The organism is Brenneria tiliae (assembly GCF_023347575.1).
GTDB classification, from domain to species: domain Bacteria; phylum Pseudomonadota; class Gammaproteobacteria; order Enterobacterales; family Enterobacteriaceae; genus Brenneria; species Brenneria corticis.
Genome location: NZ_JAKPCB010000103.1, coordinates 116,322 through 137,531, shown reverse-complemented (window position 1 = coordinate 137,531; position 21,210 = coordinate 116,322). Strand labels below are relative to the sequence as shown.

Genomic DNA, 21,210 nt, shown 5'->3' with positions numbered 1-21,210 from the left:
GAATAACGATTGTATTAACAGATGGCGTGAAATAATACGCATTTTATTTCTACGTTGCACACTGCGCGGCGCAACGTAGAAGCAAGAAAATGCCGCCGCTAGTTGTGATGGCGTACCGCGCGCAGGAATTCCTGGCGGGTGTTCTGGCTGGATTTGAACAATCCGCCCAGCGAGGTGGTGGTGGTCGCGCTGGTCGCATCGCGGATGCCGCGCGCTTTAACGCAATAATGCACCGCATCGATGCATACCGCGACGTTGCTGGTGCCGAGCAACGTTTGCAAGGCTATCAGGATTTGTTGCGTCAAACGTTCCTGAACCTGCGGGCGCTGGGAAAAGAACTGTACGATACGATTGATTTTTGACAAACCAATCACACCGTCTTTCGGAATATATGCCACCGTGGCTTTACCATCAATGGTCACGAAATGATGTTCGCAGGTGCTGGTCAAGGTGATGTCCCGGACGGTAACCATTTCATCCACCTTCATTTTATTCTCAATGATGGTGATTTTAGGGAAATTGGCGTAATCCAGCCCGGAGAAGATTTCATCGACATACATTTTAGCGATACGGTGCGGCGTCTCCGCCAGACTGTCATCTTGCAAATCGAGGCTTAACAGATTCATGACTTCCGTCATATGTTCGGCAATGCGCTGTTTACGCGTTTCCCGATCCAACAATTCTCCGCGCCGCGGCGTCTCGAGGCCGCGCGCCATCAGCGCCTCATGAACCAGAACGGCTTCTTTACTTAACGATGACATTATTATTCTCCTGCAGGTGTGACTTATGGTGACGTCGGTCGAGTCAAAACGCCGCCCCCACTGTAGTTGAGAGCGCTGCGATTATCCAGTGATTGTATGTCATGATTATTGAAATAGATTCAGGTTATCAATCGGCAGATATCGGCCTGCAAAGCGCACGGCATAATGAAACAGGCGCTGGGAGCAACGCCCCTCAGCGCCTGTGGTAAGTGAAATTCCCTGGTGTGGCTTTAATCAACTACTCAATGGTGTTGTTGCTTTTTTATTAGAAGGTTTCCCAGTTATCGCTGGCGCTCTTTTTGCCGCCCTTAGCCGTCAGCAAAGCGGGCTTGATAACCGGGGCCGGTTTTTCGGATAACGGATTCCTGGCCGATTGCCGTTTTTCATCCGCCGCCAGTTGGAAGACGGATACCGCTTCATTCAGCTGGCGGGCCTGATCTTCCAGAGAAGCGGCCGCGGCGGCGGACTCCTGCACCAATGCGGCGTTCTGCTGGGTCACGCCGTCCATTTCCGTCACCGCCTGACCGATCTGGCTGATACCGCGGCTCTGTTCGTCGGAGGCCGAGGCAATCTCGCCCATCAGATCGTTTACCCGGGTAATGGCGGTGATGATGGACTCCATCGCTTCACCCGTTTGCGTGACCTGATGCGATCCGGTGTTCACCCGTTCCACCGACTCGGCGATCAGCCCTTCGATTTCCTTGGCGGCCTGGGCGCTGCGTTGCGCCAGATTACGCACTTCCCCCGCCACTACCGCAAAACCACGTCCCTGCTCGCCGGCTCGGGCCGCTTCCACCGCGGCGTTAAGCGCCAGAATATTGGTCTGGAAGGCGATGCCGTTGATGACGCTGGTAATATCGGCGATCTTTTTCGAGCTGGTGGCGATATTGGCCATGGTGCCCACCACCTCCGTGGTGACGTCTCCCCCTTTTTTGGCGGCGATGGCGGCATCCTGCGCCAGTTTGCTGGCCTGATGAACGTTATCCGCGTTTTGCTTCACCGTGGCGCCGACCTGCTCCATGCTGGCGGCCGTTTGCTCCAGCGCCGCGGCCTGCTGTTCGGTGCGGGACGAAAGGTCGTTGTTGCCGCTTTTGATTTCGCCCGCTCCCTGATAAATCGAAGAGGCGCTGTCACGAATAGTTGAAACCGTGTTAATCAGGCTGCGTTGCATATCTTTTAAAAAGGGGATCAGCTGGCCGGCGCAGTTACGGCCAAAGTCATCAAGATGTATCCCTAACTGACCATCGGCCAGAACCCTGAAGTGGTCTTTAATCATGTCCAACGGCTTGACCAGATAATTTACCAGATAGCGATCGGTCAATAGCAGAATCAACAGGCCGACTACCGCCGCGACCAGCAGGAGATGTTTGTTCCAACTGACCAGATCGTACACGCGGGCAAACGAGCTGCCGGAGGAGGCGATAGCATTGGCCTGATATTTGTCCATGCTGCCGCCGAAAGTCAGACTCAGATTAGGATAAACGTCTCTGAACAGATGCCGGAACTCCTCGGGACGATTGTCGCGAACCGATGCGAACAACGGCTGCAGCCCGTTCTCAATCAGCCGCGTCCAGTTTCCCACCATCTCTTCGACCATGGCCTTATCAACATCGCCGTGATCGGCGGCTTTAAATTCCGCCAGCTTGGCCGAGGTGTTTTTTATCGCCTCATCCGCCGAGACAAGCAGCTTGTCCACCTCGGCGGTTTCACCGCTCTGGTTATAATCCATTGCCCGAATTATACGGATAGCGGCGCGAAAATATTGATCGCTGCCGTCGGCGATGGTGTCGGCATTCTTTTTCTGTACTTCCCCCGATTCTAATAAGTTGGTCATTTCACTGAGTGACGACGACATATAGAAAGATACCCCTCCCCATAAGAGTAGGAATATTCCCAATATGGTTAAAAGCATTGCCCTGATGGTGATATTTTTTAAAAAGCTCACGAAAAACCCCTATAAATTATTTAACGACTTTTACCTGCGCTTTTTGGTAACTTGCCCACGCATTGTTAATTTAAATTAGAATGAAAATTCATAATCTAACGGTGAGACCATACCACAAACCACACAAACAACTCACAACGTTAACAAGTTGACATATTTCCTAACAAGAAACGAGGATTCATCCCTGTCCTTACTCCAGGTTATCGGCAGAAATTATAAGGAGTTTACCTTTTTTGATCACTAGCAATGATCAAAACCAAGACAATGATAGCTTCCTACTATTAATCGCATACAATTATTTATGAAAGTTTTTAAATGTTAGTTTTAGATATTTATGTAACGCCCAAATCATTCACTGCTTCTAACCTGTTGCCAGTTTATTTAGTGCTTAACGCTCGGCGATTGATTGCCAAAAACATACCGTTCCTCACCTAAAGCAAGGTGATTAATTCTATTTTGTCGTTTCTGTCGCAGAAAAAAAATTAAATAAATAGAGTGCTATTAATCATTAAGGTTAATTATTCCAGTTAATGCATTGCCAACAGGTATTCCAATATAACCAACCCGCTATCGACGCTATCCCCCTCGCAATCCGCCTGGCGCCAGGTTTGACGGTATGCATTCCCCCTAATTGTTACATGAACGTTGCCAACAGGGAGACTTATGGTTAGTCTCATCACAGTTTTCGGCCCCGATGCGGCGGCCCTGAAAAAACGCATTATCGCGCAGTTCCCCGCCAGCGATAAGTTCCGCTAAAATCAACCATTAACCACGATTAAACTTTTACGCAACACGACAACAGGAGCCACACCATGCAAACGATTAAAACCCGCGCCGCCGTCGCCTGGGGGCCAAACCAACCGCTTTCCATTGAAGAAGTGGATCTGATGCCGCCGCAGAAAGGCGAGGTGCTGGTGCGTATTATCGCCAGCGGCGTGTGCCATACCGATGCCTATACCCTTTCAGGCAAAGATCCCGAGGGCGTTTTCCCGGCCATTCTCGGCCATGAAGGCGGCGGTATTGTGGAAGCCGTCGGCGAAGGCGTGACCAGCGTGGCCGTTGGCGATCACGTTATTCCGCTCTACACGCCGGAATGCGGCGAGTGTAAATTCTGTCGCTCAGGAAAAACCAACCTGTGCCAGGCGATCCGCACCACGCAGGGGAAAGGGCTGATGCCCGACGGCACCACCCGCTTTTCCAAAGACGGTCAGCCCATTTTCCACTATATGGGCACCTCCACGTTCTCCGAGCTCACCGTGGTGCCTGAAATCTCGCTGGCTAAAATCAGCAAGGAGGCGCCGCTGGAAGAAGTCTGCCTGCTGGGCTGCGGCGTAACCACCGGCATGGGCGCCGTTATCAACACCGCCAAAGTGAAACCAGGCGACAGCGTGGCTATTTTCGGACTCGGGGGCATTGGGCTGTCGGCGATTATCGGCGCGCAGATGGCCGGCGCCGGACGGATTATCGGTATTGATATCAATACCAGCAAATTCGATCTGGCTCGCAAGCTGGGCGCCACCGATCTGATCAATCCCAAAGATTACGACAAACCGATTCAGGAAGTGATTGTCGAACTGACCGACGGCGGCGTGGATTTCTCTTTTGAATGTATCGGTAACGTCAACGTGATGCGTTCGGCGCTGGAGTGTTGTCATAAAGGCTGGGGCGAATCGGTGATTATCGGCGTTGCCGGCGCGGGTGAAGAGATCGCCACCCGTCCGTTCCAGCTGGTGACCGGCCGCGTGTGGCGCGGGTCCGCTTTCGGCGGCGTGAAAGGACGCAGCCAACTGCCGGGAATCGTGCAGCGCTATATGGATGGCGAGTTTCAGCTCAGTGATTTTATTACCCACACCATGGGGCTGGAAGAGATCAACAGCGCCTTTGATTTAATGCATGAAGGCAAATCGATCCGCTCAGTCATCCATTTCAGCTAACGCCATAGATAAGGGAGGCAGCACAGAGATGAACCTGTCGCTGGAACTTTTGGAAGAACACCGTATGTTCGGCGGCTGGCAGCAGCGCTACCGCCATGCGTCCGAGACGCTGAACTGCAATATGACGTTCAGCATCTATCTGCCGCCGACGTCCGACGATACCCCGCCCCCGGTGCTTTACTGGCTATCGGGATTGACCTGTAACGATGAAAACTTCACCATTAAAGCCGGCGCGCAGCGCATCGCCGCACAGCTTGGGCTGGTGCTGGTGATGGCGGATACCAGCCCGCGGGGCGAAGGCGTGGCGGATGACGCCGGATACGATCTGGGCCAGGGCGCGGGATTTTACGTCAACGCCACCCGGCAGCCCTGGGCGGCGCATTATCAGATGTATGACTACATCGCCGTTGAACTGCCGGCATTGATTCAGCAACATTTTAACGTTAGCGACCGCCGGTCGATCAGCGGACATTCGATGGGCGGGCACGGCGCGCTGATGCTGGCATTGCGCAATCCGCAACATTATCTGTCCGCATCGGCCTTTGCGCCCATCGTAAATCCCTGCCAGGTGCCCTGGGGGCGTAAAGCGTTAAGCGCCTATCTGGGCGACGACGAAACCCAGTGGTTACAGTACGACAGTTGCCATTTACTGGCCAACGGCCGGCACAAACTGCCGATACTCGTCGATCAAGGCGATTGCGATCAGTTTTTACCCGACCAACTGCAGCCGGCGAAACTGGCCGAAGTAGCCCACCAGCACGACTGGCCGCTCACGCTGCGCACCCAGTCCGGCTACGACCATAGCTACTTCTTTATCGCCAGCTTTATTGAAGATCATCTGCGCTTCCACGCCCGGTATTTACACCAGCAATAATGCCCCCACCATTGTCATCCCCGCAGGTCCCCGCCAACGGCCGCGGGGATAACGGGGATGAGCGGTTGCTGCTTTCCGCCTGGGTGGGTAAAGGAATTAGCCGGCATGCCGATAAAATGCCATAGAGGATAGGCCTATTTTCACAACCATAAGAGACGGCCATCTTCCTCTGACCGGCGGTTATCTGATAAATAGCCTTTTTTTAGCGCGAAAACGCAGCGTTGTTCGGTTGGGAGTATATGATTTTGCAAAGAAAACGGGTTTCATCAGCAGAGCTGTTCGCCATCGGGTACGATGCGGAAAAAAGCGTACTGGAAGTCGAATTACTCAATGGCAGCATCTATCAATATAGCGGCGTAGCGCGCATGATTTATGAAGAGTTAATGTCGAGCACCGCCAAACACCGCTACTACTCGCGCTATATCAAAAGCTCGTTTCCCTACGAGAAATTACAGTAACAACGGGGCGGATCGGCAGCCTAACACCGTAGCCTGCCATCCGCCTGCGGTTATTCCGTCAGCGTCTCAACGGTTTTAAACGCTTCCAGCAGCACCGACTCATTCAGCGTTAACGGTAAATAGTGGATAGACTCGTCCCGCTGCAGGGTGCGTTCAATCACCGCCCGCACGGACGCCTGGTCATTAATATCCACACTCAGTTCGGCCAGCGATGTCGGCAGTCCCAGCGCCTTATAGGCGGACTTTAATTGCCGCAGCGTATCGATATCGCCCAGCAGAGCGCTCTGCACCAGGATGCCGTAGGCGACCTTTGTCCCGTGCAGGAACCGCTCCGTCTGCGGCAGGACCGTTAGCCCGTTGTGCACCGCATGGGCGGCCGCCACCCGCGTGTAGCGCTCCCCTAATCCGCCGACCATTCCGCCGCCGGCGATCACCGCGTCGATCACGTCAAGAAAATCCTGCGTCAGCGTACCGTCAGCGGCCGCCTGCAGCGCGGCGGCGCTTTTTTGCAGCAGTACGTCGCGAATATCCAGCGCGGTTTGCAACCCTAGGCGCACGGTCAACGGCAAGTTTTCAGGCCGCGGGCTAAGCACCATCGCTTCATACCACTTCGCCAGCGTATCCCCCACGCCGGCCAGCAGATACTCCACCGGAGCGGCTAAAATAATGCGCGGCTCCACCAGCACCAGATGATTGGCGTCGCTAAAAATCTCAAAACGCAGCGCCTGCCCGGCATCGTTATACCATACGGAAAGCGGCGTCCAGGCGGCGCAGGTGGCGGCGATGGTCGGAATCGCCACCAGCGGCGCACCCAGCCGGCGCGCCGCCACCTTGGCCGTATCCAGCACCGCGCCGCCGCCGATGCCAATCACCACCTGACAGTCCGCCCCCGCGCGCGCCACAAGTTTCGCCACCTCGCCTTCGCTGCAATGGGCGCCGAACACCGCGCGCCGGGCCGTGGGGGCGTCGAATTCAGCGGGAAGATAGGGCCTTGCCGCCGCCAACGCCCGCTCGCCGGCTATCCATAACGCGTTGTTCAGCACCGCGGGCGGATAGAATTCCCGCAGTTTATCGATTGCCCCAGGGAAAGAAAAATAGTTGGCCGGACCGACCTGTACGCGGATTGCCGTTGTGTTCATCTGCTGATATCCCTTGCGTGTAATTTGTAATAAGCGCCAAATCGCTGATAACGCCATCTTAGGCACTTGCCTGCCGCGGTTTAAGAATTTTTTTACTTAACTTATGCTTTTTCATTCGTAGATTAGGCTCCTCCTGACGCTGAATCTGTATTAAATTCTGCCGGTTATATGTTACCTTGCAGGCCAGTTTCTGATGCGAATTATCGCCAAGAGCGTTACCGAACATGATGTCTAATACCCAACCATCCCAACTGGAAATGCGTCATATTTCCATCTCATTTTCCGGCTTTCATGCGCTGAAGCAGGTTGATTTCACTCTGCGGGGCGGGTCTATCCATGCCTTGACCGGGGCGAACGGCGCGGGAAAATCGACGTTAATGGCGATTCTTTCCGGCGCCTACGACCATTACAGCGGCGACATTGTTATCGACGGCGCGCGGGTTGATATCCATTCTCCGCGCGACGCCAAAGGTTACGGCATCCATCTGGTGCAGCAGGAGGTGGACGTGGCGCTGGTGCCGACCCTGTCGGTGGCGGAAAATATTATGCTGGATACGCTGGCGCAGTTCGGGCATGTGCTCAACTGGCCGCTGCTTTATCGCCAGGCGCAGTCCCTGCTCGACCAGCTCGGCATCCACCTGGATGTCCGCCAGCGCCTGGACCGCTGCTCGCTGGCGGAAAAACAGCAGATCCTGCTGGCCAGAGCCTTATCCCATGAATGCCGATTTTTAATTCTGGATGAGCCGACCGCCCCGCTCGACCAGGCGGAAAGCGCCCGTCTGTTTCAGGTGGTGCGGCGCCTACAGGCCGAGGGGATCGGCATCGTTTTTATTTCTCACCGCATCCATGAGCTGAGTGAAATCTGCGACACGCTGACCGTGCTGCGCGACGGCGAGTTCGTCAGCAGCGGCGCGATGCAAGGGCTGAGCGGCGAGCAAATCGTCGAACGCATGCTCGGCCACCGGCTGGATGATATTTTTCCGCCGCGCCGCACGGCGCCGCCGGCGGATACGCTGCTGCGGGTCGCCGGCCTGCACGACGAAACGCTGCTGCGGGATATCTCGCTGACGCTGCGTAAAGGCGAAGTGCTGGGGATCGCCGGGCTGGCGGGCGCGGGCAAAACCGAGCTGTGTAAAGCGCTGTTCGGCGCCACGCCCAGTCAGGTCGCTCAGGGAGAATATAACGGCGCCCCCTGGCGGCCGCGCTCGCCGCATCAGTCTGTCGAACAGGGTATTGCGCTGGTTCCCGAAGAACGGCGCAAAGAGGGCATCTTTCTTGATGAGTCCGTCACCATGAATCTCAGCGTCAGCGCCAGCGACAGCTTTTCCCGCTGGGGAATATTCAGCCGCCGGCAGGCGCTGGCCTGGGCCAGGAAAGTGATTCAGCAGTTAACCATTCGCACCACCGGACCGATGCAAAAGCTGGTTCGGCTGTCGGGCGGCAATCAACAAAAAGTGGCCATCGGCAAATGGCTGCGCAGCGAGGCGCAGGTGCTGATCTTTGATGAACCCACCAAAGGGGTGGATATCAAAGCGAAACAGGATCTGTTCTCGCTGATTGACGGCCTTGCCCGGCAGGGTAAAGGCATTATCTACGCCTCGGGCGAATTTTCCGAACTGGTCGGACTGTGCGACCGTATCTGCGTACTGTGGGATGGCCGAATCGTCGCCGAACTGGACGCTTCCGCCATCGATGAAGAAACATTGTTATTGTATTCAACCGGAGGAACTCCCGCGTGAGTCACCAACTTTCACCTAACGGGGTTCTCCCCTTTCGCCACCACCTGTTTGAGTTTTTGTACAAGTGGGGCATGCTGATCACCGTTCTGGCGCTGATTACCCTTTTCGGCCTGGCATCGGATAACTTTCTCGATCCCTACAACATCATCAATATCCTGCGCTCCATCGCCATCGTTACGGTGATAGCCATCGGCGTATCCATTTCCCTCTCCGTGGGCGGGTTCGACCTTTCCGTCGGCTCGACGGCTTCGCTTGCCAATGCGCTGGTGGTTTCGCTGTTCGTCTGGCACGGCTTCGGCACCACGGGAGCCATCGTCCTGACGCTGCTGCTGTGTACGCTGGTGGGGCTGTTCAACGCCTTTTTGATCGTGGTGCTGAAAATCCCCGATATGCTGGCGACGCTCGCCAGCCTGTTTGTCATTCAAGGCGTGGCGATGACCTACAGCTACGGCGGCTCCATCACCCAGAATATGGTGCTGCCCAGCGGCGAAATAGCCGAAGGCCTTATCCCCGAGTTTTTCTCCACGCTGGGGCAGGTTCCGGTGATTGTCGTCATCATGCTGGTGGTGACGCTGGTGGTGCAACTTTATCTGTCGCTGACCAAACACGGCCGCCGCATGTACGCCATTGGCGGCAACCCGGAAGCGGCGCGGCTGGCGGGCATCAGAACGGCGCGCTATCGGGTTCAGGCGTATATCTTCTCTTCGCTGCTGGCGGCGCTGGGGGGAATTTTACTGGCCTCGCGCATCGGCTCCTCACAGGTCAACGCCGGCGGAGGCTATTTAATGGACGCGGTCGCCGCCGCCTATATCGGTTTCTCGCTGGCGGGTTCCGGCAAGCCGAATGCGCTGGGAACGCTGGTCGGCGCGGTGATTCTCGGCGTACTGCAAAACGGGCTGGTGATGCTCTCCGTGCCGTACTACGCCATGGATATCATCAAAGGCCTGGTGCTGGCGCTGGCGCTGGCCATCACCTACATTCAGAAACGCTAACCCCCCGCCCTCACTGCCTGACGACGTCAAACTCAGGCAGTGAGCCTGCCGCCGCCCGTATCGCTATTACAGCGCGATTATCGGACGATTAATTGCTCTGGCGACATTTATCGGGAAAAAGGATGACCGTTAAAAATAGTAAACTCACTTATTTAAGTCGGAATCATTTATAACGTCACATAAATAATATAAATAAAAATCCTTTACCTGGATCCCGCAAACCAATAAGTAGCAGTCCAATTAAAGGCCAAAAGAGGATTATGTACGCAATATTACAGCCACAGGATACCTGGCCGATACCAATCCTATCTTAAAAGCCGAACGATATTTCCCTCGGCTATACGCTAATCGGCAGATATCAATATCCGTTCTGCTGAACAAACTCATCAATATTCTCAACCGTTTTTTCCATCAATACCTGTAGAGACGAAGCGGAAGTCCAGCCGATATGAGGCGTAATCAGCAGGTTAGGCAATATTTTCGCCGCGTTCATTAACGGATTATCTTTTGCCGGCGGCTCCTGGGTCAGACAATCCAATGCCGCGCCGGCGATGCGGCGGTGATTCAGAGCGGACAATAGCGCGGCCTCGTCAATCAGCCCCCCTCTGGCGGTATTAATAATCGACACCGTGGGCTTACACAATGCCAGCGTATGTGAATTTATCAGACCGCGGGTTTCATCGCTTAACGGGCAGTGCAGGGAAAGGGTATCCGCAGACTGCAGGACCTGTTCAAACGGTAAATACCCCGGACGGCACTGCGCCACGCCTCTGCGTTCGGCGAATAGGGCTTTCATCCCCAGCGCCGTGGCCAGGCGCGCCACTTCGCGGCCAATGGCCCCGGCGCCAATGATTCCCAGCGTTGAACCGGCGATATCTTTTACCGGATGGTCAAAATAGGAAAACTGCGGCTGACTGGCCCAGCGATCGCCAAGCTGATCGCGATACCAGCCCATCAGACTATGTTTAAGCGCGAAAATCATGGCGATGGCGTGTTCGGAAACCGCCTGGGTGGAATAATTCGCCACGTTCTTTACGCTGATGCCCAGTTCCGCGGCGGCGACGGTATCAATGTTATTGGTGCCGGTAGCCGTTACCGCTATCAGTTTCACCCTGGGCAATGCCGCCAGGATTTCCCGCGTCAATACCGTTTTACTGGTGATAATGATGTCGCTGTTTTTCGCCCGGGCAATAACCAGCTCAGGCGGAGTATGACTATATTCGATCCATTCATGGCGGCATTGCGGTCGCCTGAAACTATTTTTTTTCATAAAAATAGTTTCAGGCAATGCGCCCTTATCTAAAAAGGTAATTTTTAACATTGCGTGTGTCCTGTTTATTATTTATACGTTAAGCGTTTAATAGCGATAGTAACAAAATCCACAGCCAAAACTAACCATTCAAATTTCCATGGGGAAATAACAGCGGCGCTTTTCCACTTATATTCCCAAAATGATAGCATGCTAACTATTTAGTTCTAAATTTAATTTGTGATAAATCTTATTAGCATCTGCGTTGTTATATACATCGTGATTAGTGGCTATCAGCGTAGACAGCATTAAGAAAATTAACAACGTCAGTGATAATGAATTTCATTCATTATCGCTTTTATAAAAAACCGGCGTAAATAAGGAGGATAACGACGTTGGGGATATCTTTCAGAATGGGAAGCGGCGGGAATAAGTGATGTGGGCTTTAGGCGCCCACATCACCGGCTGGCTTATCAGAAGGTTACATTTACCGATACCCAGTAGTTACGGCCCGGCAAGACGGAACCGGCGGTGCTCTGCGAGGAGGTGAAGTAATCCCCCGCCGTTGTGGTGCTATTTCCTACCGCAAAGACATGGGTCTTGGTGAAGTCCTTATCCAGCAGGTTGTTTACCGCGCCGTTGACGGTGACATCCTGCGACAGCTTATAGGAGCCGCCCAGGTTGAACACGGTAAATGACTTAAAGTCAGAGCCTAAATTGTCATGAACCACTTTGTTTGCCGCACTGAGATTAGCGTAATTCTCGGTAAAGCGCGCCGTCTTGCTACGGTATTCCGCCTTCAGCCAGGTGGAAAGCTTGTCGTTAACACTCCAGTTCAGCCGGGCGTTAGCCATATGTTTCGGCGTATTGGTCAGGCGGGCACCTTTATTATTGCCGTCCTTCTGTTCGCTGTCGGTAAAGGTATAGTTCAGATTCAGCTTCCAGTCCTCCGACCATAACGGAACGGTGGTCGCCAGTTCCAGCCCCTGGGTTATCGCCTTACCGGTATTGGTATAGGTGCTGGTGGTACTATCGATCGACACAGTGGCGATCTTATTGCGATAGCGATTGTGGAACAGGGTGACGTTGGCGCCAAATCCGGTGTAGTTCTCGTAATACACGCCCACTTCGGTATTGACGCTCTTTTCCGGATCCAGGTCGGGGTTGCCGATGGTGTTGATGGTTCCCTGTCCGGTCACGCCGCTCACCCCGTTATGCAACTGAGCCAGCGAAGGCGTTTTGTAGCCGGTGCTTACGCCGCCCTTTACCGTCCAGTCGTCCGACGCATTCCATACCAGATAGGAACGGGGGCTAACGTGGCCGCCAAAGGTTTCCTGATACTCGTAGCGGGCGCCGTAGGTCAGCGCCAGGGAGTCCAGCAGCCGCCACTCGTCCTCGGCAAACAGCGCCCAGGCGTCCTGTTCGAATTTCTCCCCGCCGTTCGCCAGCACGATGCCGTCCTTCATCACCGCGTTCCAGTACTGGCCGCCGATGCTAAACAGATGGCTGTCGCCCAGCGGCGCCACCAGCTTGGTATCCAGGATAATATTGGTATTTTTCAGCAGCCGTTTATCACCGGCGGCGCTTGAGCCGCTCGGAACCGATGCGGTGGTGATAAGGCGCCCTTTGTTTTCCGTCTGGTTATAGGACAGGCTGGAATTCCAGGTGCCGAAATCCAGCTGGTTGTCGCTGCCCAGCGTCACCTTGCGGCGCTGGTAGCGCAGCGTATCTTCATAACCGCCGGCAGTGCTGACCGTCCCCAGTTGACCTTCCGCGTTGTCGTATTTCTGGTTGGCGATTTCGCCATCCAGCCACAGAGAGTTTCTCTCGTCCAGCGCCCAGGTCAGCTTGCCGCCAAGCAGATAGTTATCCGATTTCACCGGGTTCGGCCCGCGCCTGCTAAGTTCGGTTCCGGTGGTCGAGGATTCCACGCTCGAGGCGTCGCGGCGGAAAACGCTGCCGCGCAGCGCCAGCCCCAGTTTGTCTTCGATCAGCGCGCCGCCGGAGTAGAAGGAGAATTTAGAGGTATCGCCGTATTTAGTGTCTTCCTGGAAGGCGTGTTCCAGCGTGGCGCTGCCGGACCACTCCTCCGCCACCTTTTTGGTAATGATATTCACCACCCCGCCCATGGCGTCGGAGCCGTACAGGGTGGACATCGGCCCGCGTATAACCTCAATGCGTTCAATGGCGGACAGCGGCGGCATAAAGCTGGTATTCATGGCGCCGAAGCCGTTCGGCGTCACGTCCGAGGTGCCGTTCTGACGAATGCCGTCAATCAGAATCAGCGTATAGCTGCTGGACATACCGCGAATACTGATATCCAGCCCGCCCGTTTTCCCGGTGGTACTGCGCACGTCAACGCCTTCCACGTCGCTCAGCGCCTCGGCCAGATCGTTGTATTTGCGTTTACTCAGATCGTCCTGACTAATCACCGAAATACTGGCCGCGGCGTCGGTGATCTTTTGTTCATAGCCGGAAGCCGTAACGACCAGCACATCATCCTGCGTCGCGCCGATAACGGATGTCGATGCGCTTGCTGCGAGCGCCAGTGCCACTGATTTTCTTATACTGATTGACATGTTTTTTGTCCTTCTAAAAACGGATAGGCTACATTGAGTTTTTTTGTCAGAACCAGTGTAATTATTTCAATCAAATTGTAAATAGAAATAAATATCATTTACAAAATCATTCACAAATAATATTAATTATTTTAATGTTAATAAAAACAACAAGATAGTGAGAATCATTAATAAGACTTATCTCAGCGCATAAAAAACGCTCAATAAAACAAGTGAATAAATTTGTTCAACTTCGATGATTTAAACCACGGCAGGGGGCAGATCACAAAAAACGGATTAGAAAAAATTAATTGGGAAGGATAAAACAGCATAAAAAAAAAGGTTGTCTCACCTGCGTGAAACAACCCGATAAGAGCCGGCGCCATACCCGTTAGATATTCAGAGCAACACCTGCGGGCATAGGGCTTATTTGCTTTCCGGGAAGGTCATATCCCGATATTTGATAAAACGCGTACCGCGGGAAAGTTTATAACCAAACCAAATCAATAAAAACAAGGGGATACCGATATAGGTCGCCGTTACGCCGTACCAGTCGATCCTATCTTCCAGAAAGGCCTGATAATTTTGTCCGAGGGTGATAGTCAGGCAGAGCACAAAGGCGAAGATCGGCCCCAGCGGGAAGAAACCGGAACGGTACGGAAGACGGTCAAGATCGCGCCCCTGCATCACGTAACCGCGGCGGAAGCGATAGTGACTGATGGCAATCCCCAGCCAGGCGATAAACCCGGTCATGCCCGAGGTGTTCAACAGCCACAGATACACCGTCTGGTTACCGTAGGTCGACGACAGGAAACACAACGCCGCCACCACCGTGGTGGCATACAGCGCATTGCGCGGCACGCCGCCTTTCGACAGCCGGGCGAAAATACGCGGCGCCTTGCCTTCCGAGGCCAGGGTAAACAGCATGCGCGTCGAAGCGTACATGCCGGAGTTGCCCGCGGACAGCACCGCCGTCAGGATAACCGCGTTCATCACCGCCGCCGCCGACAGCAGCCCCGCATGCTGGAATACCAGGGTAAACGGGCTGACGGTGATGTCTTTCACATCGTTACGCAGCAGGCTGGGGTCGGTATAGGGAATGATCAGGCTGATGATCAGGATGGCGAAAATATAGAACAGCAGGATGCGCCAGAACACCTGACGAACCGCGCGGGGAATATTTTTTTGCGGATCTTTCGACTCGCCGGCGGCGATGCCGATAAGCTCCGTGCCCTGAAATGAAAAGCCGACGATCATCGCCACGCCGATCATGGCGGAGAACCCCCCGGCAAAAGGCGCATCGTCAATCTGCCAGTTATGGAAGCCGGCGTTTTCCGCGCCGCGCAGAATGCCGGCGATCATCAGAATCCCCACGGCGATAAAGATAATGACCGTCGTCACCTTAATCAGCGAGAACCAGTATTCCGCTTCGCCGAATCCTTTTACCGAAATGTAATTCAGCAGGAACATCAGGGCCAGGAACAGCGCGCTCCAGATCCAGCCGGACACCTCAGGAAACCAATATCCCATCACCAACTGGGCGGCGACCAGATCGACCGCAATGGTAACGGCCCAGTTGTACCAGTAATTCCATCCCAGCGCGAAGCCGAAGCCCTCTTCCACGTAGCGGGCGCCATAGGTGGAAAATGAGCCGGATGTCGGCATAAACGCCGCCAGCTCTCCCAGACTGGTCATCAGGAAGTAAACCATCAGGCCGATCAGGGCATAGGATAACAGCGCGCCGCCCGGCCCCGCCTGTGAAACCGTGGCGCCGGAAGCGACGAAAAGCCCGGTGCCGATCGAGCCGCCAATGGCGATCATCGTCAAATGCCGGGCCTTAAGCTCGCGGCGTAGTGTGGGTTGCCCCTGAATGTCGTGTTGCGTGTTTTGCTGAGCCATTATTATCCTGACTGCTCTTACTAAAAATCGAGGCGGGATTGTAACAAATAGCCTTATTCTGAATAGTCAGGATCGCCGAGTTATAAGTGAGGTTCATAACTCGCGCCCGATTATTAGCAACAGTACAGGGGGAAGGCTACGTCGTTGCGCGGCAATAGCTCAGGAAACGCTGCCAAACCGTTGAAATATGTTTCTGGCGATGATGAACCAGATACAGCGTACGCAGCATCCTGGGCAACGGAACGGAGAGTTCCACCAGCGTGCCGATCTCCAGCTGTTCGGCAATAACGTGGCGTGACAGGCAGCTAATGCCGATACCGTGACGCACCGCGTGTTTGATAGCCTCGGAATTGCCCAGCTCCATCACCAGATGAAAATGGGGCAGACGCGCCAACAGCAGATGGTCCAGCACTTCCCGCGTGCCCGAACCGCGTTCGCGCAGGATCCACGGCGCATCGGCCAGTGACGTTAACGTAATTTCCTGTTGGCTGAGAGGATGGGTCGGCGCGCAGAATACCACCAGCTCATCTTCCAGCCAGGGCTGCGTCACCAGATCGGGATGGTGGCACGGCCCCTCAATCAGCCCGAGATCGACCCTGAATTCGGAAACGCCGGTAATCACATCCAGCGTGTTGCCGACATGCAGCTCCAGGGGGATATCCGGGAAATCCCGGCGATAGCGGGCAATCATTTCCGGTAACAGGTAATTGCCGATGGTGCTGCTGGCATAAATGCGCAACGCGCCGTTGTCGCGGCGAAAAAGCTGTTCAATCTCCACCGATTGCTCGAGTAATGACAGGGCCTTGGGATAAAGCAGGCGCCCGTGTTCATTCACCACCAGCCGTTTACCGACGCGGTCAAATAACTGAACGCCCAACTGCCCTTCCAGATCGGCCAGCGCGGCGCTGACGGCGGACTGGGAAAGCGCGAGCACCACCGAAGCCTGAGTTGTCGAACCGCTTTTCAGAACTTCAGTAAAAACTTCTAACTGGCGTAAGGTAATATGCATAATCGGCTTTTATCGAAAATATCTATAGTTTGAGAAGATATTAATAAATATCTCTGGAGAATTCACGTAATCAACGGTCCGAACGCCGGCCAAGGTGGCGCTATCGGCAAGCCTGTTTTTACGTTGCGACCTGGCGGGCGCAAGACCTGCATTACAGTATAGATTCTTTAGACAAGATGGTTTTTTCTATAACATAGCGCGATGCCGACATCATTGATGTTATGGATCAGGAGCAGTGAGTGAACGAACCAACCAGGCGTAAACGTTCTTATGCCACCATTAGGGATGTCGCCGCCCGGGCCAAAGCGGGAAAAACCAGTATCTCGCGCTATCTGGGCGGTGAATTTCATCTGCTGTCCGACGATCTCCGCCAGCGTATCGAAAATGCCATACGGGAGCTGGAATACCGGCCGAATCAGATGGCCCGCAGCCTGAAGCATGGACGAACCCGGTTAATCGGCCTGATTATCGCCGATATCAGCAACCCGTTCTCCGTTGAAGTGCTGCGCGGCGTCGAGGCGGAAGCCAACCAGCATGGCTTTATGACCGTGGTGTGCAATTCCCGCAACAGCATCGAACTGGAGTGCGAATATCTTAACCTGCTGAATGGTTACCGGGTAGACGGGCTGATCATCAATTCGGCCGGGATCAACGATGCCTTTCTCCAGGCGCTGAAGGCCACCACGCTGCCCTTTGTTCTGATCGACAGAAAAGTCGACGATTTCCCCTGCGATATGGTGGGGCTGGATAATCCTCAAGCCGCCGCACTCGCTACCGATCATTTGATTAACCAGGGATTCGAGGCGCTGCTGTTTCTCAGCGAACCCGCCCGCTATATCAGCACCCGCCAGGAAAGGTTACAGACTTTTCATCAGATATTGCAACAACATCCCCATATCAGCGCGCAAAGCCATGAGGTGCAGCTGCCCGCCCCCGAAGAGATTGAGAGGTTGATCGCCGGGTTCTGTAGCGGCCACCGCGGCATGCGCAAAGCGGTGATTGCCGCGAACGGCGTGCTCACCCTGCAGGTGGCTCAGGCGTTGAATCGGCTGGGGCTGCACTGGGGGACCGATATCGGCTTTCTGAGCTTTGATAACCTGGAATGGGCGGCGCTGGCCGGCAAGGGCATTACCTCGGTTTCCCAACCGACCGCCGAAATGGGCCGCAAGGCGGTAACCTGCCTGCTGAATAAGCTGGATAATCCCGAATATCCCCCGGCGCAGCATCTGTTCAGCGGCGAATTGATTATCCGCGGCTCCACCTCGCTATAAATAGGCGGGTTGGCTCACTGCGCTGACGGATCCGCTCGGTGACGCCGCGAATAACAGGATGCATACCCTTACTCCTCCTGACTGATTATCCGCCAACGCGGGCGGTGGGATTGACGCAGTTTTGCGCGACGTCGCCCTGCAAGGCGGCGAACAGATTGTCTACGGCGCAGCGTACCATGGCATAGCGCGTTTCATGGGTCGCGGAACCGATATGGGGCAAGGCGACCACGTTCGGCAGCGACAGTAACGGAGAGTCGGCAGGCAGCGGCTCCTGTTCGAACACATCCAGCCCGGCGCCTCTGATAACCCCCTGCCGCAGCGCCTCAATCAGCGCCGCCTGATCGACAATTTTTCCGCGCGAACCGTTGATCAAAAAGGCGCTGGATTTCATCTTGCGCAGCTGTTCCTTACCGATGAATTTGGTGGTTTCCGGCAGCAACGGCAGCACCACGCAGACAAAATCGGACTGCGCCAGCAGTTCATCCAGATCGCGGCGGCGGGCGTGCAGCGTCTGTTCCGCCTGCGGATGCGCGACGTCGTTGTAATAGAGCACGGACATGCCGAACCCGTCGTGGGCGCGTTTGGCCACGGCATAGCCGATGCGCCCCATGCCCAGAATACCGATGGTCTTGCCGTTCACATCGGTGCCGTAACAATCCGCGCCGATACTGCGGGTCCAGCGCCCCTGTTTGACCAGCTCGGCCATTTCAATCGCGCGCCGGGCGCTGTTCAGCACCAGCAGAAAAATGGTATCCGCGGTGGTCTCGGTCAGCACGCCGGGCGTGTGCATCAAATAAATACCCCGCTCGGTGAGATCCGGCACGCTGAACTGATCGACCCCGACGGAAATGGTGGAGATGGCGCGCAATTGCGGCGCCCGATCCAGATAGGCCGCGGCAATCGGGTGGCTGGCGCCGATTAATCCCTCGGCCTGCGCCAACGCCCGGATGAAATCATCCCGGTTGTCCGCGGTGACGCCGTCAAAAAAGGTCAGGTTGCAATGCTCTTGCAAACGCGCCATCTGGTCGGCGGGGATGTTTTTATACAGTACGACATGCGGTTTCATAGCACTTTCCTTTTAAGCCGCTTCGGGTTGCGGATGAACGGTTTGGTCGGCGTTGGGTTTGACGATGATGGTCAACAGCACCGAGGCGAACAGCGCGACGCCCATGAAAATGTAAGAAGCGCCCGGATTACCGGTGACGGCGTTCAGATGCCCCACCAGCCAGGCGCCGATAAAGGAGCCCAGCGCGCCCATGCTGTTGATCAGCGCCATCGCGCCGCCCGACACGTTTCTCGGCAGCATTTCCGGGATGATGGCGAAGAAAGGTCCGTAAGGGGCGTACATGGAGGCGCCGGCGATAACCAGCAGGGTATAGGAGAGCCAGAAATGATCGGCGCCCAGCAGGAAGGAGCCCAGGAAACACACCGCGCCCAGCAGCAACATCGGCCATACGAACAGTTTGCGGTTTTGCATCCGATCGGACATCCACGACACCAGGATCATGGCGATGGTGGCGGCCAGATAAGGTACGGAGGTCAGCCATCCCGTCGCCACCATTCCCATATCGGAGGCGTCGCGAATAATGGAAGGCAGCCAGAGGACAAAGCCATACACGCCGATGCTCCAGCAGAAATACTGCGCGCAAAGCAGGACGACGTTTTTCGACTTGAACGCCTCCATATAGTTACGCACCGGCTTAATATTTTTCTGCTCTTCGGCCAGAATCTCGCTCAGGTCATCTTTCTCCCGCTGCGTCAGCCAGTTCACCTGCTGCGGCTTGTCGCGCACCGTTTTCCACCAGAACAGCGCCCAGAGCACGGCGGGCAGCCCTTCGATAATGAACATTTCACGCCAGCCCAGCGCCTGGATTAGATAGCCGGAAACCACCGACATCCACAGCACCGTGACCGGATTGCCGAGGATCAAAAAGGTATTGGCCCGTGAACGCTCTTTTTTGGTAAACCAGTTGCTGATATATATCAGCATGGCCGGCATCACCGCCGCCTCGACCACCCCTAGGGTAAAGCGGATAACGATCAGCATCGGGATGTTGCTGACCATGCCGGTCAGGGTGGCGCAGCCGCCCCACAGCAGCACGCACCAGAAAATCAGCTTTCTGACGCTGCGTTTTTCCGCATAAATCGCCCCGGGGATCTGAAAGAAAAAGTACCCCAGAAAGAACAGGGCACCGAGCAGAGACGACATTCCCCTGGTGATGCCCAGATCTTCATTAATCCCCGCCGCCGCGGCAAAGCTGTAGTTGGCGCGGTCGAGGTAGGCCAGGCTGTAGGTGATAAATATAATCGGCATAATGCGCCACCATCTGGACGGCGCCGGGAGCTTGCTGGTCATAGGCATTCCTCTTCTCGTTCTCGATGATGATTATGCGGACGCCGGAGCAACGTCCGCGGCCTGGAACATTTCAGCGTTTAACGCCGCGCGGGTCGGCAAACCTTCGCTGTCGCCGATAACCTGAATGGCGCGGGCGCCGATAAAATTACCGCGCGCCACCGCCTGGCTTATCGTCATCCCCTCCAGTAACGCGCTGACCACCCCTACGGCAAACCCGTCGCCGGCGCCGACCGTATCCACCACGTTGTTTACCCGCAGCGCCGGGACGACGCCTTTTTCACCTGCCGCCGTCTGGTAATAGGCCCCCTCCTCGCCGGTTTTAATCACCACCGCCTTCACCCCGCCGTTGAGGTAAAAATCGGCAATGGCTTGCGGCGTGGTCAGGCCGGTAAGGATCCGCCCCTCTTTCAGTCCGGGCAGCACCACATCGGCGGCAAAAGCCAGCTTATTGAGCTGCGTCACCATCTCCTGCTGAGAACGCCACAGCACCGGGCGCAGATTGGGATCGAAAGAGACGGTTTTCCCCCGCGAGCGCATCCACTGGGCGGCGTGCGCGGATAAGTCATACGACGACGGCGACAGCGCCGCCGCGACGCCGCTCAGGTGCAGATGGCGCGCGGCGCCGAAATAGGCGTCGTCGAAGTCGGCCGGCGAGAGGCGGCTGGCCGCCGACCCTTTACGGAAATACTCCACCATGGGATCGGTTCCATTTTCGGATCTGGATTTCAGCTGAAACCCCGTCGGGTAGGCGTCATCGATGGTTACCCTCTGACAGTCCACCCGCTCTTTTTCCAGCGTCGCCAGAATAAAGCGGCCAAAGGAATCATTGCCCAGGCGGCTTACCCAGCCGCTTTTTAATCCCAGACGCGCCAGACCAATGGCGACGTTCAGCTCGGCCCCCGCCGCCCGGCGGATAAACTGCTCGACCTGATGCAGTTCGCCGGCCTGGGTGGCGACAAACATCATCATGGCTTCGCCGAAGGTTACAACGTCCAGATCCGCGTGCGCGTTTGTCGTCGTCATGTT

16 protein-coding genes are annotated in these 21,210 nt (G+C 55.4%); 6 read left to right on the top strand and 10 right to left on the bottom strand.

Annotation, left to right across the window (positions count from 1 at the left end; all coding sequences use genetic code 11):
- Positions 1–98 precede the first annotated feature (98 nt).
- Together folE and MFP24_RS21470 are read right to left on the bottom strand one after the other, a co-directional pair.
- Positions 99–761 carry a GTP cyclohydrolase I FolE gene (folE, locus tag MFP24_RS21475; RefSeq protein WP_249232610.1) on the bottom strand — a complete coding sequence of 221 codons (663 nt, stop codon included), beginning with the start codon at positions 759–761 and terminating at the stop codon, positions 99–101.
- 265 nt (positions 762–1,026) lie between these two features.
- On the bottom strand, positions 1,027–2,706 hold the full coding sequence (locus tag MFP24_RS21470) for a methyl-accepting chemotaxis protein (RefSeq protein WP_318011354.1): 1,680 nt from the start codon (positions 2,704–2,706) through the stop codon (positions 1,027–1,029).
- A gap of 812 nt (positions 2,707–3,518) precedes the next feature.
- Between MFP24_RS21470 and MFP24_RS21465 the strand changes: the two genes are divergently transcribed.
- The 3 genes from MFP24_RS21465 to MFP24_RS21455 all read left to right on the top strand — a co-directional run bounded on the left by MFP24_RS21465 (position 3,519) and on the right by MFP24_RS21455 (position 5,972).
- Positions 3,519–4,640 carry an S-(hydroxymethyl)glutathione dehydrogenase/class III alcohol dehydrogenase gene (locus MFP24_RS21465; protein ID WP_249232611.1) on the top strand — a complete coding sequence of 374 codons (1,122 nt, stop codon included), beginning with the start codon at positions 3,519–3,521 and terminating at the stop codon, positions 4,638–4,640.
- A 28-nt stretch (positions 4,641–4,668) separates the two neighbouring features.
- Complete coding sequence (gene fghA / locus MFP24_RS21460) at positions 4,669–5,514, top strand: S-formylglutathione hydrolase (RefSeq protein ID WP_283164134.1); 846 nt, start codon at positions 4,669–4,671, stop codon at positions 5,512–5,514.
- 245 nt (positions 5,515–5,759) lie between these two features.
- Entirely contained in the window at positions 5,760–5,972 is a 213-nt protein-coding gene (locus tag MFP24_RS21455; protein WP_318011365.1) for a KTSC domain-containing protein, read from the top strand.
- Between the two features lie 50 nt (positions 5,973–6,022).
- On the opposite strand, the gene MFP24_RS21450 is transcribed toward MFP24_RS21455, so the two are convergent.
- Positions 6,023–7,111, bottom strand: a complete 1,089-nt coding sequence (locus MFP24_RS21450) for an oxidoreductase (RefSeq protein WP_249232613.1) — start codon at positions 7,109–7,111, stop codon at positions 6,023–6,025.
- Between the two features lie 227 nt (positions 7,112–7,338).
- Here MFP24_RS21450 and MFP24_RS21445 point away from each other — a divergent pair, with 227 nt between their 5' ends.
- Both MFP24_RS21445 and MFP24_RS21440 read left to right on the top strand, forming a co-directional pair.
- Positions 7,339–8,850: a sugar ABC transporter ATP-binding protein gene (locus MFP24_RS21445; RefSeq protein WP_249232903.1), complete on the top strand. Its 1,512-nt coding sequence runs from the start codon at positions 7,339–7,341 to the stop codon at positions 8,848–8,850.
- Between the two features lie 71 nt (positions 8,851–8,921).
- A complete protein-coding gene (locus tag MFP24_RS21440; protein WP_249232904.1) occupies positions 8,922–9,842 on the top strand; it encodes an ABC transporter permease in 921 nt (306 codons plus the stop codon).
- Positions 9,843–10,200: 358 nt separating this feature from the next.
- Here MFP24_RS21440 and MFP24_RS21435 read toward each other — a convergent pair whose 3' ends face one another.
- From MFP24_RS21435 to yieE, 4 genes are all read right to left on the bottom strand, one after another.
- A complete protein-coding gene (locus tag MFP24_RS21435; RefSeq protein ID WP_263458565.1) occupies positions 10,201–11,163 on the bottom strand; it encodes a 2-hydroxyacid dehydrogenase in 963 nt (320 codons plus the stop codon).
- Positions 11,164–11,564: 401 nt separating this feature from the next.
- The gene (locus MFP24_RS21430) at positions 11,565–13,670 is read right to left on the bottom strand and encodes a TonB-dependent receptor (protein WP_249232615.1); all 2,106 of its coding nucleotides are present in this window, start codon (positions 13,668–13,670) and stop codon (positions 11,565–11,567) included.
- A gap of 405 nt (positions 13,671–14,075) precedes the next feature.
- On the bottom strand, positions 14,076–15,548 hold the full coding sequence (locus MFP24_RS21425; protein WP_249232616.1) for an amino acid permease: 1,473 nt from the start codon (positions 15,546–15,548) through the stop codon (positions 14,076–14,078).
- A 136-nt stretch (positions 15,549–15,684) separates the two neighbouring features.
- Positions 15,685–16,557 (bottom strand): DNA-binding transcriptional regulator YeiE, encoded by an 873-nt coding sequence (gene yieE / locus MFP24_RS21420; protein ID WP_249232617.1) that lies wholly within the window; start codon positions 16,555–16,557, stop codon positions 15,685–15,687.
- Between the two features lie 239 nt (positions 16,558–16,796).
- On the opposite strand from yieE, the gene MFP24_RS21415 reads away from it, so the two are divergent.
- Positions 16,797–17,828 (top strand): LacI family DNA-binding transcriptional regulator, encoded by a 1,032-nt coding sequence (locus MFP24_RS21415; RefSeq protein ID WP_249232618.1) that lies wholly within the window; start codon positions 16,797–16,799, stop codon positions 17,826–17,828.
- 85 nt (positions 17,829–17,913) lie between these two features.
- Here the strand turns inward: MFP24_RS21415 and MFP24_RS21410 are convergent, their stop codons facing one another.
- From MFP24_RS21410 to MFP24_RS21400, 3 genes are read right to left on the bottom strand one after another with little or no spacing between them, the layout of a single operon-like run.
- Entirely contained in the window at positions 17,914–18,894 is a 981-nt protein-coding gene (locus MFP24_RS21410) for an NAD(P)-dependent oxidoreductase (protein ID WP_249232619.1), read from the bottom strand.
- A 12-nt stretch (positions 18,895–18,906) separates the two neighbouring features.
- Positions 18,907–20,184, bottom strand: coding sequence for an MFS transporter (locus MFP24_RS21405; RefSeq protein WP_249232620.1), 1,278 nt, complete (start codon positions 20,182–20,184; stop codon positions 18,907–18,909).
- Positions 20,185–20,214: 30 nt separating this feature from the next.
- Entirely contained in the window at positions 20,215–21,207 is a 993-nt protein-coding gene (locus MFP24_RS21400) for a sugar kinase (RefSeq protein ID WP_249232621.1), read from the bottom strand.
- Between the last annotated feature and the right edge of the window lie 3 nt (positions 21,208–21,210).

What these genes read in the sequence shown, in the direction of transcription:
- folE (WP_249232610.1), bottom strand. Translation starts at nt 761, where the DNA reads ATGTCATCGTTAAGTAAAGAAGCCGTTCTGGTTCATGAGGCGCTGATG.
- MFP24_RS21465 (WP_249232611.1), top strand. Translation starts at nt 3,519, where the DNA reads ATGCAAACGATTAAAACCCGCGCCGCCGTCGCCTGGGGGCCAAACCAA.
- fghA (WP_283164134.1), top strand. Translation starts at nt 4,669, where the DNA reads ATGAACCTGTCGCTGGAACTTTTGGAAGAACACCGTATGTTCGGCGGC.
- MFP24_RS21450 (WP_249232613.1), bottom strand. Translation starts at nt 7,111, where the DNA reads ATGAACACAACGGCAATCCGCGTACAGGTCGGTCCGGCCAACTATTTT.
- MFP24_RS21445 (WP_249232903.1), top strand. Translation starts at nt 7,339, where the DNA reads ATGTCTAATACCCAACCATCCCAACTGGAAATGCGTCATATTTCCATC.
- MFP24_RS21440 (WP_249232904.1), top strand. Translation starts at nt 8,922, where the DNA reads ATGCTGATCACCGTTCTGGCGCTGATTACCCTTTTCGGCCTGGCATCG.
- MFP24_RS21435 (WP_263458565.1), bottom strand. Translation starts at nt 11,163, where the DNA reads ATGTTAAAAATTACCTTTTTAGATAAGGGCGCATTGCCTGAAACTATT.
- MFP24_RS21430 (WP_249232615.1), bottom strand. Translation starts at nt 13,670, where the DNA reads ATGTCAATCAGTATAAGAAAATCAGTGGCACTGGCGCTCGCAGCAAGC.
- MFP24_RS21425 (WP_249232616.1), bottom strand. Translation starts at nt 15,548, where the DNA reads ATGGCTCAGCAAAACACGCAACACGACATTCAGGGGCAACCCACACTA.
- yieE (WP_249232617.1), bottom strand. Translation starts at nt 16,557, where the DNA reads ATGCATATTACCTTACGCCAGTTAGAAGTTTTTACTGAAGTTCTGAAA.
- MFP24_RS21410 (WP_249232619.1), bottom strand. Translation starts at nt 18,894, where the DNA reads ATGAAACCGCATGTCGTACTGTATAAAAACATCCCCGCCGACCAGATG.
- MFP24_RS21405 (WP_249232620.1), bottom strand. Translation starts at nt 20,184, where the DNA reads ATGACCAGCAAGCTCCCGGCGCCGTCCAGATGGTGGCGCATTATGCCG.
- MFP24_RS21400 (WP_249232621.1), bottom strand. Translation starts at nt 21,207, where the DNA reads ATGACGACGACAAACGCGCACGCGGATCTGGACGTTGTAACCTTCGGC.